This is a genomic window from Devosia polycyclovorans (genome assembly GCF_042181575.1).
In the GTDB taxonomy this organism is placed as follows: domain Bacteria; phylum Pseudomonadota; class Alphaproteobacteria; order Rhizobiales; family Devosiaceae; genus Devosia; species Devosia polycyclovorans.
The window spans coordinates 3,463,512-3,477,356 of the sequence record NZ_CP170082.1 but is presented as its reverse complement, the minus strand read 5'-3'; the positions used below and the strand labels follow the sequence as shown (position 1 = coordinate 3,477,356).

Annotated in this window: 12 protein-coding genes and 1 tRNA gene; 12 read left to right on the top strand and 1 reads right to left on the bottom strand. The window is 59.1% G+C overall.

Annotated features, from left to right (window positions below):
• The 11 genes from ACE4RL_RS17340 (at nt 1) to ACE4RL_RS17290 (ending at nt 11,423) form a co-directional block, all read left to right on the top strand.
• Nucleotides 1-558, top strand: coding sequence for a sugar transferase (locus tag ACE4RL_RS17340; RefSeq protein WP_375598347.1), 558 nt, complete (start codon nt 1-3; stop codon nt 556-558).
• 2 nt (nt 559-560) lie between these two features.
• Nucleotides 561-2,321, top strand: coding sequence for an asparagine synthase (glutamine-hydrolyzing) (gene asnB, locus ACE4RL_RS17335; RefSeq protein WP_375598346.1), 1,761 nt, complete (start codon nt 561-563; stop codon nt 2,319-2,321).
• Nucleotides 2,318-3,589 (top strand): hypothetical protein, encoded by a 1,272-nt coding sequence (locus ACE4RL_RS17330; RefSeq protein ID WP_375598345.1) that lies wholly within the window; start codon nt 2,318-2,320, stop codon nt 3,587-3,589. The genes asnB and ACE4RL_RS17330 overlap by 4 nt, the downstream gene beginning before the upstream one ends.
• A 144-nt stretch (nt 3,590-3,733) precedes the next feature.
• Nucleotides 3,734-5,050, top strand: coding sequence for an N-acetyl sugar amidotransferase (locus ACE4RL_RS17325; RefSeq protein WP_375598344.1), 1,317 nt, complete (start codon nt 3,734-3,736; stop codon nt 5,048-5,050).
• A gap of 9 nt (nt 5,051-5,059) precedes the next feature.
• Nucleotides 5,060-5,821 carry an imidazole glycerol phosphate synthase subunit HisF gene (hisF, locus tag ACE4RL_RS17320; RefSeq protein WP_375598343.1) on the top strand — a complete coding sequence of 254 codons (762 nt, stop codon included), beginning with the start codon at nt 5,060-5,062 and terminating at the stop codon, nt 5,819-5,821.
• The gene (hisH, locus tag ACE4RL_RS17315) at nt 5,818-6,474 is read left to right on the top strand and encodes an imidazole glycerol phosphate synthase subunit HisH (RefSeq protein WP_375598342.1); all 657 of its coding nucleotides are present in this window, start codon (nt 5,818-5,820) and stop codon (nt 6,472-6,474) included. Before hisF ends, hisH begins: the two co-directional genes overlap by 4 nt.
• A gap of 4 nt (nt 6,475-6,478) precedes the next feature.
• Nucleotides 6,479-7,177, top strand: coding sequence for a cytidylyltransferase domain-containing protein (locus tag ACE4RL_RS17310; protein WP_375598341.1), 699 nt, complete (start codon nt 6,479-6,481; stop codon nt 7,175-7,177).
• Nucleotides 7,174-8,205 carry an N-acetylneuraminate synthase gene (neuB, locus tag ACE4RL_RS17305; RefSeq protein WP_375598340.1) on the top strand — a complete coding sequence of 344 codons (1,032 nt, stop codon included), beginning with the start codon at nt 7,174-7,176 and terminating at the stop codon, nt 8,203-8,205. The genes ACE4RL_RS17310 and neuB overlap by 4 nt, the downstream gene beginning before the upstream one ends.
• Nucleotides 8,202-9,341: a UDP-N-acetylglucosamine 2-epimerase gene (neuC, locus tag ACE4RL_RS17300; protein WP_375598339.1), complete on the top strand. Its 1,140-nt coding sequence runs from the start codon at nt 8,202-8,204 to the stop codon at nt 9,339-9,341. Before neuB ends, neuC begins: the two co-directional genes overlap by 4 nt.
• Nucleotides 9,331-9,954, top strand: coding sequence for a NeuD/PglB/VioB family sugar acetyltransferase (locus ACE4RL_RS17295; protein ID WP_375598338.1), 624 nt, complete (start codon nt 9,331-9,333; stop codon nt 9,952-9,954). Before neuC ends, ACE4RL_RS17295 begins: the two co-directional genes overlap by 11 nt.
• Entirely contained in the window at nt 9,951-11,423 is a 1,473-nt protein-coding gene (locus tag ACE4RL_RS17290) for an aminotransferase class I/II-fold pyridoxal phosphate-dependent enzyme (protein ID WP_375598337.1), read from the top strand. Before ACE4RL_RS17295 ends, ACE4RL_RS17290 begins: the two co-directional genes overlap by 4 nt.
• A gap of 532 nt (nt 11,424-11,955) precedes the next feature.
• On the opposite strand, the gene ACE4RL_RS17285 is transcribed toward ACE4RL_RS17290, so the two are convergent.
• Nucleotides 11,956-12,030, bottom strand: a tRNA-Thr gene (locus tag ACE4RL_RS17285).
• 410 nt (nt 12,031-12,440) lie between these two features.
• On the opposite strand from ACE4RL_RS17285, the gene murA reads away from it, so the two are divergent.
• A complete protein-coding gene (murA, locus tag ACE4RL_RS17280; RefSeq protein WP_375598336.1) occupies nt 12,441-13,733 on the top strand; it encodes a UDP-N-acetylglucosamine 1-carboxyvinyltransferase in 1,293 nt (430 codons plus the stop codon).
• The last annotated feature ends 112 nt before the right edge of the window (nt 13,734-13,845 follow it).

Genomic DNA, 13,845 nt, shown 5'->3' with positions numbered 1-13,845 from the left:
ATGCTGAAACGAGGCTTCGATATCCTGAGCGCTGCGTCTGTCCTGATCGTCAGTTCGCCGGTCTGGTTGTTAATCGCCATTTTGATCAAGGCCCACGATGGCGGACCGGTCTTTTACCGGCAGATCCGGACTGGCTTGGTCGGTCGTACATTCGGCATCCTGAAGTTCCGCTCCATGGTGCAGAATGCAGACAAGATTGGCGGCTACTCGACCGCAGACAACGATTCTCGCATCACGCCAATTGGAAGATTTATACGCCGCACCAGCCTTGATGAACTGCCCCAGCTTTTCAATGTTCTGCGTGGCGACATGAGTGTCGTGGGACCTCGTCCCGATGTACCTGAGCAGCGCTCTCTTTATAGCGCTGAAGAGTTTGACAAGCGCAATCGCGTTCGTCCTGGTATCACAGGCTTGGCCCAGGCGACCATGCGATCCACCGCGACACCCGAAGAACGGAAGCGCCTCGATTTGGAATATGTTGATCAGGCAAGCTTTCTCCTTGACATGAAAATACTTGCGTTGACGGTCCGTCAGGTTTTGACAAAAGGTGGCAATTAGCGATGTGCGGCATTTTCGGCTATTTTGACCGGCAGGGACGGGGGCTGTCCGAACGGACCCTTGCGGCCATGGCCAGTGCCATTCGGCATCGCGGTCCCGACGAGCAGGGTGTCTTCGCCGAACCGGGCATTGCCTTGGGCAATCAGCGCCTGTCGATCATTGATGTTGACGGGGGGAGCCAGCCATTTGTCTCCGACGACGGCAATATCGTCGTCGTACAAAATGGCGAGATATTCAACCACGTCGAACTGGCTGCGGAACTAAAAGGCTCGCGATTTGCCTGCCGGACCCACTCGGATACTGAAGTGCTGCTGCGCCTCTATGAACGTGACGGTATCGATTTCGTGCCGCGCCTCAACGGCATGTTCGCGATCGCTATATTCGACCGTCGCACGCAGAGCGTCTATCTCATCCGCGACCGCATTGGTGTAAAGCCGCTCTACATTTTCGACGATGGCGACCGAGCGGTGTTTGCCTCAGAAATCAAGGCCCTCCTTCCCGCTACCGGCAGCCTGGGGATGGACGAGGAGGCGCTGCATCACTTCCTAACCTACAACTACGTGCCGCGCCCATTCACCATGTTCAGTGGGGTCCGCCATGTGTTGCCCGGCCACTGGCTAAAGATCGACCGGACCGGGACCCAACTGCGCCGTTGGTGGGACTTGGCGTCGGTCGAACCGGTGGAGCAGAGCGAGGCGGCCTGGATCGAAGAGATCAATGCAACGCTGGAGGATGCGGTGCGCATCAGGCTGCGCGCTGATGTGCCCTTTGGTGCCTTCCTCTCTGGCGGCGTGGATTCATCTACTGTCGTCGGCCTAATGTCCCGACACATGGCCAGCCCGGTGAAGACTTTCTCCATCGGATTCGACGATCCACGCTACGACGAGACCGCTTTTGCTCAGGAAGCGGCAGACATGTTTGGCACCGAGCATTCGTCGCAAAGGGTCGCACCCAACATGCTCGATCTCTGGCCTATGGCGACCTATCACTGCGACCAGCCTCATGGCGATGTGTCTTTCCTGCCAACTTTCAAAGTCTCAGAAATGGCCGCCAAGCACGTCAAGATGGTGCTAACCGGAGATGGCGGTGACGAATTATTTGCCGGCTACGATAAGTACAAGGACTTCTTTACGCCTGCCATCGACGAGCTCGATGAGGCCGCATTCCGCACCGCCTACTATCGCAATATCAGCCTCTTCCAGGATGAGCAGAAGGCACGGCTCCTTGGAAATGCCCGCACGCAAAGGCCGAACTCCTTTGCTCTTGTATCCGAGCTCTTTGATCGCGTCCCGCACTGGGATCGCATCAATCAGGCGCTCTATATCGACATGGAACTGCTGCTCTCTGGCAACAACCTTGTCAAACCTGATCGCATGGGCATGGCGGTTTCGCTTGAGGCGCGCACGCCCTTCCTGGATTATCGCATGATGGAACTGGCCTTCCGTATGCCTGGTAACATGAAGCTGCGCGACGGTGTGACCAAATATATACTGAAGAAGGCCGTATCCCCGATGATCGGGCACAACCTTGCCTATCGCGAGAAGCAGATGTTCACAGTGCCGGTCGGTGGCTGGTTCCGTAACGAGCTGCGCGAATATTGCCGGCAAATGCTGGGTGACCAGTCCTTCGGGCGCCGCACCAGTCTGTTCACAGATGAAGTTTCAGCACTGCTGGAGAACCATATCCAAGGGTCGCAGAACAACACGCGCGAAATCCGCGCCCTGATCGCCATCGAGCACTGGGCTAAGGCATTCAGCGCATGAGAAAGCTGCCAGAGGGCCAAGTCGATGTACTGTTCGCGTCCTACGGTGGCGGGCATGTGACCATGCTGCGCCCTGTGGCACAGGCTCTGATACGCGAGGGTATTTCAGTTGGTTTCCTGGGTCTCACCACGGCCCAGGCCGACCTCGAACGCCACGGGCTCGATTACTTTGGATTTGCCGAGCTTGAAGGCGCAGATAGCGCTGCCGTTCAGGCATGGGGTCGCGAATTCGCGGGACCGGAAGTGTCCGACTCACCTGTGCCGTATCATGAGAGCGTAGCCTATCACGGTCTCAATTTCCGCGATCAGGTTGCCTTGTGGGGGGCAACACAGGCGCGGACGCACTACGCCACACACGGGAGGCAAGGGTTTCTCCCGGTGCAGACGATGGAGACGTTGCTTACACAGCTCAAGCCAAGGCTGGTCGTCGCCACCAATTCCCCCCGCGCTGAAAAAGCACTTTTCATCGCGGCACGTAATCTCGGCATCCCCGCCCTTTGTCTCGTCGACCTCTTTGCTATCCAGGAAGTCAAGTGGATCGCCCAGCCAGCCTACGCATCGCGGATTTGCGTCCTCAACCAGCAGATCGCAGACTTCTTCGTGGCCAATGGCTGCAAGCCTGAAACTGTCGTCATTACGGGGAACCCGGCCTTCGACACGCTCTCTGCGCCGCACACGCAAGCCGCGGGCCGAGCGCTGCGAACGGAGCGTGGCTTCGGCGACGACGACAAAGTCATCCTCTGGGCCTCCAATGTCGAGCCCGATCGCCACCCGTTCACGGGTACTGCAGGCGATCCGACATTGCCACGACGCGTTGAGGCAGAATTGAGAGACATAGTGGCGACGGAACCAGGCTGGCATCTGGTTGTTCGATATCATCCGAGCGAGAACGTGGAATTCGTACCCCAGGCGAACGTGGTTCAGAGCACGCGTAAGGAAAATCTTCATGCATTGGTCAATGCCGTTGATGCAGTCGTAGTCATTGCGTCGACAGTCGGACTCGAGGCTCATTTGGCCGGAAAACCCGTCGTGTCCATCGATATGTCCGTGTTTACGAACGACGCCCCCTATTCACGCATGGGGATTTCCAGAGGCGTCAACGCGCTAGACGACCTGCGCGGGACCTTGCGGGCAGCATTGGCCTCCAGCGGAAATGCGATCCCTTCTGGCAGCGGAGTAGCCTGCCGAGCCGTCGCTGACCAGATCAAGTCTTTGCTTTCAGAGGCGCGCTATGATGGCACCCGCTTACATGCCCGCCGAACCAATTGATATGAGCGGGCGGTTAACGTATGTCAGTTTTTCGCGATCATTCAGACTGCCGCTGGCCGGCCAAATCCGTGGTTGAACTCCACCAGAAATCAACATGCAAAAAACTTGGGGCACAGATTGAGGCCCTGAAAGAGGAACGACCTGATGACCTTCATTAGTTACCCCGCCAGCATCGACAAGTCGCAATTCGCGCCGGACGCAACTAATCTGCCCACCAAATACGGCCTGCCGCAGGAGGTTAAGTTCTGCAAGCGGTGTGTCATTTCCAACCAGCGGCCCAATTCAGCGGTGGAATACAGCCACACCAAGGCTTCGGTGAAAAAGACCATCCATTTCGATGAGGAGGGTATCTGCGACGCCTGCCGCTTCGCGGAGCGCAAACAGGGAGCAATTGACTGGGCCGAGCGCGACAAGCAGCTTCGTGACCTCTGCGACCGTCACCGCAGCACCGACGGTAGCTATGATTGCATCGTGCCGGGTTCGGGCGGCAAGGATAGCTTCTATGCTTCCCATATCCTTCGCACCAAGTACGGTATGCATCCGCTCACCGTGACATGGGCACCGCACATCTACACCGAATGGGGCTGGCGCAATTTCCAGAGCTGGATACATGCTGGCCATGATAACCTTCTGATGACCCCGAACGGTCGTGTGCATCGCTTGCTGACTCGCCTGGCGGTGGATCTTCTGTTCCACCCCTTCCAGGCCTTCATGTTCGGACAAAAGGCGCTGGCCCCCAAGATGGCGCTGCTGCACAAGATCCCGCTGGTCTTCTACGGCGAGAACGAGGCTGAATACGGCAACCCTATCGGCGACACCGATACAGCCAAGCGCGATTGGTCTTATTTCACCGCCAAGGATCAGTCCCAAGTCTATTTGGGGGGCGTGTCTGTGCCTGAGTTGAAGGAAGAATTTGGCGTCGAGCATCAGGATCTGCTGCCCTACCTGCCAGCCAATCCGGAACAGATCGACGATCTGGGTGTCGAGGTGCACTACCTGGGGTACTACCTTAAGTGGCACCCGCAGAGTGCCTACTACTATGCCGTTGAGCACGGTGGTTTCGAGGCATCGCCCGAACGAACACCAGGCACCTATAGCAAGTACAACAGTATCGACGACCGAATCGATGACTTCCACTACTACACGACTGGCGCCAAGTTCGGTCTCGGTCGCGCCAGCTATGACGCGGCGCAGGAAATTCGTTCGGGAGACATCGATCGAGATGAAGGCGTTGCCTTGGTTAAGCGCTTCGACCATGAGTTCCCATCTCGTTTTGCCGAAGAAATTTTCCGCTATCTCAGCATTTCGGAAAAGGAATTCCCCGAGGCCAGCAAGAAGTTCGAGCAGCCGATCATGGATCGTGAATATTTCGACAAGCTGGGCGACACGTTCCGTTCGCCGCACCTCTGGAAGTGGCAGGACGATAGGTGGCAGCTGCGTCACGCCGTGTGGCAGGACTAGTGCTGCTCTATGAGTAATCTCCGGATCATTCCGCGCTTGGACATTAAGGGCAAGAATCTCATAAAGGGGATTCGCCTCGAAGGATTGCGGGTCATGGGCGATCCGCATGAATTCGCCATTCGCTATTATCACGCCGGCGCGGACGAGCTGATTTATATGGATATTGTTGCCAGCCTCTATGGCCGCAACAATCTGTCGGACATCATCTCGCGTGCCGCGGATCAGGTCTTCATTCCGATCACGGTCGGTGGAGGCATTCGGTCTGTAGATGACGTGCGGCACATCCTGCGATCGGGTGCTGACAAAGTTGCCATCAACACGGCGGCTATTGCCCGGCCCGAGCTCATATCCGAAGTGGCCCGACGCTTCGGGTCGCAGGCCATGGTTCTGTCAATCGAGGCAAAACAGGTCGCTCCCGGCAAGTGGGAAGCCTATACAGACAACGGCCGGGAGCGCACGGGGCTCGACGTGATCGAATGGGCCAAGCGTGGCGCCGAAATGGGCGCGGGTGAACTGATGGTCACCGCCGTGGATCGTGAGGGCACGCGCAAGGGATTTGACATTGACCTAATTCAGCAAGTCCGTTCCGCCGTCAGCATACCCGTCATTGCCAGCGGCGGCATGGGTACAATGGGGCATTTTCTGGAAGCGGCCCAAGAAGGCGGGGCAGATGGCGTTGCCATGGCCGATGTTCTCCACTACGGGCGCATGTCCTTGGCGGATATTCGGGCTGCAGCGCTCGACGCCAAACTCGAGGTGCGCGAGATATGATTACTTCCAGAAAGGTGACGTTGCTCGACTATGGTATGTGCAACATGCTCAATGTTGCGCGCGCTTTCGAGCATGCCGGTGCTGAACTGACGGTGACCGAAGATCCGCGCGCTGCCCTGTCCGCTGAGCGGCTAGTGGTGCCAGGCGTTGGCGCCTTTTCGGACAGCATGAAGGAAGTGCGGACGCGTGGGCATGACGACGCCATCCGACGCTTCGTTGAGACCGGCCGTCCCATGCTGGGCATCTGCGTCGGCATGCAGATCCTTTTCGAAGGCAGCGACGAGTTCGGCCAAGCGGCTGGCCTGGGCATCATCGGCGGCTGGATCAAGGCCGTGCCCTCTCAGAGCCTTGAGGGTCAGCCCCAGCGCGTGCCACATATCGGCTGGAACCAGCTCGTACAGCCACGCGAGACCAATCGCGGCTGGCAAGACACAATGCTGGAGGGCACCGAGCCGGACAAGGCCGCGGTCTATTTCGTTCATTCCTTCGCCGCCGTGCCCGCCAATCCTGCAGACCGCCTTGCCGACTTCATTTATGGTGGTCACCACCTCAGTGCCGCTATCAAGCGCGACAACGTGACAGCCACGCAGTTCCACCCAGAACGCAGCGGCGCCTTAGGCATCGAAATGCTGCGGCGGTTTATGGACTCCTGAAGGAATGTCGACGCTGGCCATCATACCCGCGAGAGGCGGTTCCAAGAGGTTGCCAGGCAAGAACATCAGGCCCTTTGCCGGCACCCCCCTGATCGCTTGGTCGATCCGGTTTGCGCAGGCTTATCCGGGATTTGACCGCGTCGCAGTTTCCACGGACTCGACCGAAATTGCTGCGGTGAGTGCTGCCGCAGGGACCGAAGTCACGCGCTTGCGTCCGGTTCATCTTGCGACTGACACCGCGACGACCATATCGGTGGTTCTCGATGTGCTAACGCACGAGGCCTCTGAAGGTCGTCGCTACGATACTGTTGCGCTGCTTCAGCCGACATCGCCCATGCGTCTGGCCAGACGTTGGGACGAAGCCTTCGCGCTGCTCGAAGACCCAGGCTTGGATGCTGTGATTGGCGTTTCTCCGGTGCGCACGCACCCATTTCATACCTTTACATTTGGCTCGGGTGCACTCGTACCGCTTCACGATCGTGAGACTCTGAAGCAGCGCAGTCAGGACCTGCCCATGGTCGTGGCGGTAGCTGGCAATCTTTACTTGGCGCGCACATCCGCCTTGGTGAGCCACCAGACGTTCTTCCCGAAAAGCACCGCAGGGGTCCTCTGCGACGAGCCGTTCGAGACGATCGACATCGACGATGAACTGGATTGGATTGTCGCCGAAACCATCGCCAACAGATATGGAATTGAACCGTGAGCACATTCATCATTGCCGAAGCCGGGGTCAATCATAACGGTGACGCTGCGCTCGCGCGGCGGCTGGTCGAAGTGGCGGCCGAGAGCGGCGCAGATGCAGTCAAGTTCCAGACCTTTTCGGCGGACAAGCTGACGACCAAGGGGGCTGCCAAGGCGGAGTACCAGAAGCGTGCGACCGGCGACGGCGACCAGTATGACATGCTTAAGGCGCTTGAGATGTCCGAGGTCCTACACAAGGAGTTGGTGGCACTGTCGAGCGAGTTGGGCATTGAGTTCATGTCGACCGCCTTTGATGAGGAATCGCTCGATCTCTTGGTCGCCTTGGGCATTAGGCGCATAAAGGTGCCCTCTGGCGAGGTTACGAACCACCCCTTCCTGCGGTACATGGCGCGCAAGAACCTGCCGCTCATTGTTTCGACGGGTATGGCCGACCTGGCCGAAGTCGAGGAAGCCATAGCGGTCATCGCCGCAGAACGACAGGCCCGCGGCCTGTCCGGCGCCCTCAAGGAAATGGTCACCGTGCTGCACTGCACCTCGAACTATCCGGCCGCCGTCGAGGACGTCAATCTCAACGCCATGCTCTCCATGGGCAAAGCCACTGGCATGCCGGTGGGCTATTCCGACCACACATTGGGCATAGCAGTATCCACTGCAGCGGTTGCCATGGGTGCGCGCGTCATCGAAAAACACTTCACGCTCGACAAAACCATGCCGGGACCTGATCACGCCGCCTCGCTTGATCCCGACGAACTCAAGGCCATGGTCGACGCGATAAGGGCCGTAGAGGGAGCTCTAGGCGACGGCATCAAGGCGCCGACCGCCTCCGAGGTCCCGGTGCGAGCACTGGTCCGGCGGAGCGTCACCACGGTTCGTCCGATCGCCGCCGGCTCGCTGATCGAGCCATCGGACCTGACCCTGATGCGGCCCGGCACCGGCATTGCGCCCAAGGATTTCGAGGCCGTCATCGGACGCAAGGCAGCCCATGACATCATGGCTGGCAAGACGCTTGACTGGGTCGATCTGCAATGAACCAGCGACGCAAGGTCGTCTATGTGTCGGGCACGCGGGCAGATTTCGGCCTGATGCAATCTACCCTGCAAGCTATTCATGCCAGCCCAGCTTTGGAGCTGGGCATTGTGGTGACCGGCATGCATCTGGACGAGCGCTACGGGGGTACCGTCAAGGAGATCGAGGATGCCGGCCTGCCTGTCGTGGCGCGAGTGCCGGTAAGTCATGTCCGGTCGCAGGGTGCCGATACCGCTCGCAACATCGCCACCATGCTCAGTGGTCTTGTTGATGCCTTTGCAGAGATAGGTCCGGATCTGGTTCTGATTCTCGGCGACCGAGGAGAAATGCTGGCTGCGGCAATCGCTGGCGGCCACATGTCGATACCAGTCGTCCACGTGCACGGCGGTGAGCGCTCCGGCACGATAGACGAACCGGTACGCCATGCGATCTCCAAACTCTCGCATATCCATCTCGTAGCGACTGAGGAGAGCGCCGAACGACTCGTCAAGATGGGGGAGGCTCCAGAGACTGTGCATATCATCGGTGCGCCCGGTCTTGACGGGTTGATCGACCTAGCCTCATTCAAAAAGGAGGCGCTGTTCGCGGCACTCGGACTCGGGCTGGGCAAACAAACGGCGCTCTTGCTCTACCACCCCGTATTGCAGGAAGCCGAGGAGGCCGGAGATCAGGTTGAAGCCGCGATTCGATCCCTGCTTGCCGAGAACTTTGCGGTTCTCGCGCTCAAGCCAAACTCGGATGCCGGTAGCGCACAGGTCCTCGGGGTCTTGGAACGCCGTTCTGAACAAGGTGATATTCGACTTCTTACCCATCTCAGGCGCGACCAGTTTGTGTCCCTGCTCAAGCATGTGGACCTGCTGGTTGGCAATTCGAGCAGCGGTATCATTGAAGCAGCCTCTTTTGGCACCCCTGTGGTCAATATCGGCTCGCGCCAGCACCTGCGCCAACGAAACCGCAATGTCATCGATGTTGCCGCCGAAGAAAGCGCAATTGCTCATGGCCTGACCTTGGCGCAGCGAATGGGGCGCCAGTATCCAGCCAATATTTACGGTGACGGCAATGCCGGCCGCCGACTCGTATCCATCTTGGAATCGCTCGACCTTTCGGGCCAACTTATGAACAAGGTCAATGCCTACTGACGCCCTGAATTTGATCGGTGCGGGTGGCCACGCAGCCGTGGTGGCTGATGCCGCTATGCTGTCCGGGGAGGGGAGGCTGCTCGTGTACTCCCAGGATCACGCGCAGGCGGGACATGATGTGCTTGGTTATGTGGTCCAGCTTCTCGACGACGGCGTTGGGCTTGGCCGGATTCATGTGGCTATCGGCAACAATGCAGTTCGGTCGCGACTCCAGCGGCAGTTCTCGGGCAGAGGCGCAGTGTCGACGACGATAATTCACCCTCAGGCGATCATTGCGGCCACATCGGCTGCCGGGGCGGGGAGCTTTGTGGCGGCGGGTGCCGTCCTTGCGCCGCGGAGTCGCATTGAAGAGGGGGTCATCGTCAACCACCGTGCCATCGTGGACCATGACGTTTCTGTGGGCGAATTCAGCCATATTGCACCGGGAGCCGTTCTGGGTGGGGGCGTAAAGGTCGGAGTCGGTGTGCTGGTGGGGGCGGGCGCTACCGTATTGCCCGGAGTCACGGTTGGAGATGGCGCCACGATTGGCGCTGGCGCGACGGTGCTGGCCGATGTATCCGCTGGCGCAACAGTCGTCGGTGTGCCAGCCCGCGAAACGAGAAGGGATGCATGATGGACATTTCGGAATTGAGCATCCTGCGGCAAGCGACCCTGCGCGAGGCGCTCGCACAGCTCGATCGTACCGCGCAGGGCATCATCCTGCTCAATGACGAATCAGGCCGATTCGAACGCACGATCACCGATGGCGACCTTCGACGGCTGATGCTGCAGGGTGCCAGCCTTGACGACCGGCTGGCCGAATTGGCCCCCGCCGAGTCGGTCACTTTGACTCCGGGGTTCACGCGCCGCCAGGCTCTCGAGAAAATGCAGAAGCACGGTATCAATCAGGTGCCTGTCGTCGACGCATCTGGGCGCGCCGTGGACTTGGTACTTCGGGCCGAGATCGATGAACAGATTCTCCTATCCACACCCCATATGGGAAGCGCTGAACTCGATTTTGTCGGTGAGGCCTTTCGAACCAATTGGATTGCCCCACTCGGTCCCAATGTCGACGCCTTCGAGCGTGAAATGGCCGACGCGGTAGGCGCTAGCCATGCAGTTGCATTGAGCTCGGGTACAGCTGCTATACACATTGCGTTGATCTTGCTCGGTGTTGGGCATGGCGACACGGTGTTTTGCTCATCGCTAACTTTTGCCGCAAGCGTTAACCCCATCGTTTATCAGGGTGCGGAGCCAGTCTTGATCGATGCCGAACCCGACAGCTGGAACATGTCGCCGGTCGCGCTTGAGCGTGCACTAGCGGCCGCGGCTCGGGCCAATCGTCTGCCCAAGGCGGTGATCATCGTCTCTCTTTATGGCCAGAGTGCTGACATGGATCCGCTGTTGGCGCTGTGCGACCAATATGGTGTGCCAGTTGTCGAGGACGCCGCTGAGTCATTGGGCGCCACCTATAAGGGCAAGTCTTCGGGCACCTTTGGCAAGCTGGGCATCTATTCTTTCAACGGGAACAAGATTATCACGACGTCCGGTGGCGGCATGCTCGTAACCGAAGACAAGGCGCTGGCGGACCGCGCGCGGTTCCTGGCCACTCAGGCTCGTGATCCGGCGCCGCACTACCAGCACTCGGTCATTGGCTATAACTACCGCATGAGCAACATCCTTGCCGGCGTAGGTCGTGGTCAGCTCAGCGTCCTTGGCGAACGCGTCGCCGCCCGCCGAGCCATATTTGATCTCTACAAGTCAGAACTCAGCGACCTCGGCTGGCTTGAATGGATGCCGGAGCCGGAGTGGAGCCATTCGACCCACTGGCTCTCAGTCTGCACAATTGCCAAGGACAGCACTCATATCCGCAGCGCGGATGTCATCGCTGCCCTCGCCGCGGACCTGATTGAGGCGCGTCCGGTTTGGAAACCTATGCACATGCAGCCAGTTTTCTCGGATTGCGACTACTACGAGCATGGCAATGCGTCGGTTTCTGACGATCTGTTCGCGCGGGGCATATGCCTACCGTCTGGTTCGAATATGAGCGAAGGCCAAGTTCTGCGGGTTATCGAGCGTCTTCGCGCGTACCCCACGATTTAGAACGCTCACTTAAGTTGACGACGGGAAGCTGAGGCGCTCAGTTTTTCGAAAGGGATGGTTGTAGAGCGCCTCCGCAAGTCAGCGGACCATCCCTGTTCGAAAGCAGAACCTGACGTTGCCCCCAACTTCTATCCAGCGTGATGTAGACTCGAGCGGTTGTTGACCTGCCCGCGAAGTTTGGACCACCCGAACGGGCAATTTTCGCAATTTTGACTGACGTGCTCCCCGATTTTGGGCCATCCGGCTGGGGGATTTCCCGGGGGTAGCACTCACGGCGGACAGGATGCGCCGTAGGCATTTCATGAGCGATATCGGTGGTTGTTGCCGATGGCGCTGTGAGGTCGGACACACACACTCCTTCGTGTTAGCAGCCCCTTCATTGCGCTAGCTATGTGCTAGCACATGCTGTGCTGCGCGAGCTAAGTCATTGAAAAATATGAAGCAGTCACAAGCTTTGAGAATGCTGTGCTAAGCTAGCACACGGTAGTGCAGCTCTCAGCGCATGAAGCACGTGGTCGTTTTGTTGAGAAAATGGTGCTGCCGGACAGGATTGAACTGTCGGCCTCTCCCTTACCAAGGGAGTGCTCTACCACTGAGCTACGGCAGCAAATTCGCGGGGGCCGGTATTCCGACGCGGCGACGGGGGCTCCTTTGCCATAGGGACTGTCTCGACGCAAGACCAAAAACAGCCTATCAACCGAACCAATGGAATCGAGGTGCCGAAGGGCCATGGGCAAATCGGAACAAACTGCACTGCGCGAGCAAAGATTGGCCGCAAAGCTGCGGGAGAACCTCAAGCGTCGGAAGGAACAGGCAAAGGCGCGCGCTTCAAGCGATGCGAACGAGCAGGTTTCAACGACAACCGGAACGGACACGCACAAGAAACCGTAAACCATTTTCGGGCGATTCTAATCGCAACATTTTCGAGAACGGCTGGTCTGGCTCACGTGGCAACGAAGACCCTGCCTTGCCTCCCAACAGGTAGCAGGCCTATCGGGCCATTTCTGAGGACTTCTTATGGATCGTATTCGTTTGGTCGGCGGCAATGAATTGCGGGGTGAAATCTCCATCTCGGGCGCCAAGAACGCCGCCTTGCCGCTGATGATCGCCTCTTTGCTGACCGACGAGCCTTTGGTGCTGCACAATGTGCCGCGCCTGGCAGACGTTAAACAGCTTGAGCGTATTCTGGAAAATCATGGCGTCGATATCGCCGTTCACGGCCGCCGCAGGGGCGAGGAGGAAAGCGTGGGCCAGCGCATGACCTTCCACGCCGCCGACATTGTCGACACCACCGCGCCCTATGATCTGGTCTCCAAGATGCGTGCCAGCTTCTGGGTCATCGGCCCGCTGCTGGCCCGTTGCCATGAGGCCCGCGTGTCGCTGCCCGGTGGCTGCGCCATCGGCACCCGGCCGGTGGACCTCTTTCTTTATGGCCTCAAGCAATTGGGCGCAGAGATCGATATCGATGAAGGCTATGTCGTGGCCAAGGCGCCCAAGGGCGGGCTGGTTGGCGCCACTGTCAGCTTCCCCAAGGTCTCGGTAGGCGCGACGCACACCATCCTGATGGCAGCGTCTCTGGCGCGTGGCACGACGGTCATCGAAAATGCCGCCCAGGAACCTGAAATCACCAATGTCGCCGAATGCCTCGTCGCCATGGGCGCCAAGATCTCCGGCATCGGCACCCGCACGCTGACTGTCGAAGGCGTTGAAAAACTGCATGGCGCCACTGTCGAAGTCATTCCCGACCGGATCGAAACCGGCACCTTCGCCATGGCAGCGGCCATGACCGGTGGCGACGTCTTGCTCAAGGGTGCGCGGCCCGAACACTTGCAGGCGGCTCTCGATATTCTGAGCCAGACGGGGGCAGAGCTCTCAAACGAGGCCAATGGCATTCGCGTGCGCCGCAATGGCAATGGCATTCAGCCCGTTGATGTCGATACCGACCCGTTTCCGGGTTTTCCGACCGATCTGCAGGCCCAGTTCATGGCGCTGATGACCATGAGTTCTGGCGTCAGCCAGATCCGCGAGACCATCTTCGAAAACCGCTACATGCATGTGGCCGAACTCGCCCGTTTCGGTGCCGACATCGCCGTCAACGGCCAGGTCGCGACCATCACCGGCCGTCCGCAGTTGAAGGGGGCCCAGGTCATGGCCACCGACCTGCGCGCTTCGGTGTCGCTGGTCATTGCCGGCCTCGCTGCCAAGGGCGAAACCGTGGTCAACCGCATCTACCACCTCGACCGCGGCTTCGAACGCCTGGAAGACAAGCTTTCCCGCTGCGGCGCCGAGATTGAAAGGGTGGCTGGCTAGCACGCGTGCCTTCGGCAAAATCGCCCCAGTGGGGCGATTTTAGCGTGCTAGGCCCGTAGAGCTACGCTCGCAGGGCGGGTTCAGTGCGCCCCAGTGGGCCGGTTCTAGCGTG

Excerpts from the sequence above, each read along its gene's own strand:
- ACE4RL_RS17340 (WP_375598347.1), top strand. The coding sequence starts at position 1 with ATGCTGAAACGAGGCTTCGATATCCTGAGCGCTGCGTCTGTCCTGATC.
- asnB (WP_375598346.1), top strand. The coding sequence starts at position 561 with ATGTGCGGCATTTTCGGCTATTTTGACCGGCAGGGACGGGGGCTGTCC.
- ACE4RL_RS17330 (WP_375598345.1), top strand. The coding sequence starts at position 2,318 with ATGAGAAAGCTGCCAGAGGGCCAAGTCGATGTACTGTTCGCGTCCTAC.
- ACE4RL_RS17325 (WP_375598344.1), top strand. The coding sequence starts at position 3,734 with ATGACCTTCATTAGTTACCCCGCCAGCATCGACAAGTCGCAATTCGCG.
- hisF (WP_375598343.1), top strand. The coding sequence starts at position 5,060 with ATGAGTAATCTCCGGATCATTCCGCGCTTGGACATTAAGGGCAAGAAT.
- hisH (WP_375598342.1), top strand. The coding sequence starts at position 5,818 with ATGATTACTTCCAGAAAGGTGACGTTGCTCGACTATGGTATGTGCAAC.
- ACE4RL_RS17310 (WP_375598341.1), top strand. The coding sequence starts at position 6,479 with ATGTCGACGCTGGCCATCATACCCGCGAGAGGCGGTTCCAAGAGGTTG.
- neuC (WP_375598339.1), top strand. The coding sequence starts at position 8,202 with ATGAACCAGCGACGCAAGGTCGTCTATGTGTCGGGCACGCGGGCAGAT.
- ACE4RL_RS17295 (WP_375598338.1), top strand. The coding sequence starts at position 9,331 with ATGCCTACTGACGCCCTGAATTTGATCGGTGCGGGTGGCCACGCAGCC.
- ACE4RL_RS17290 (WP_375598337.1), top strand. The coding sequence starts at position 9,951 with ATGATGGACATTTCGGAATTGAGCATCCTGCGGCAAGCGACCCTGCGC.
- murA (WP_375598336.1), top strand. The coding sequence starts at position 12,441 with ATGGATCGTATTCGTTTGGTCGGCGGCAATGAATTGCGGGGTGAAATC.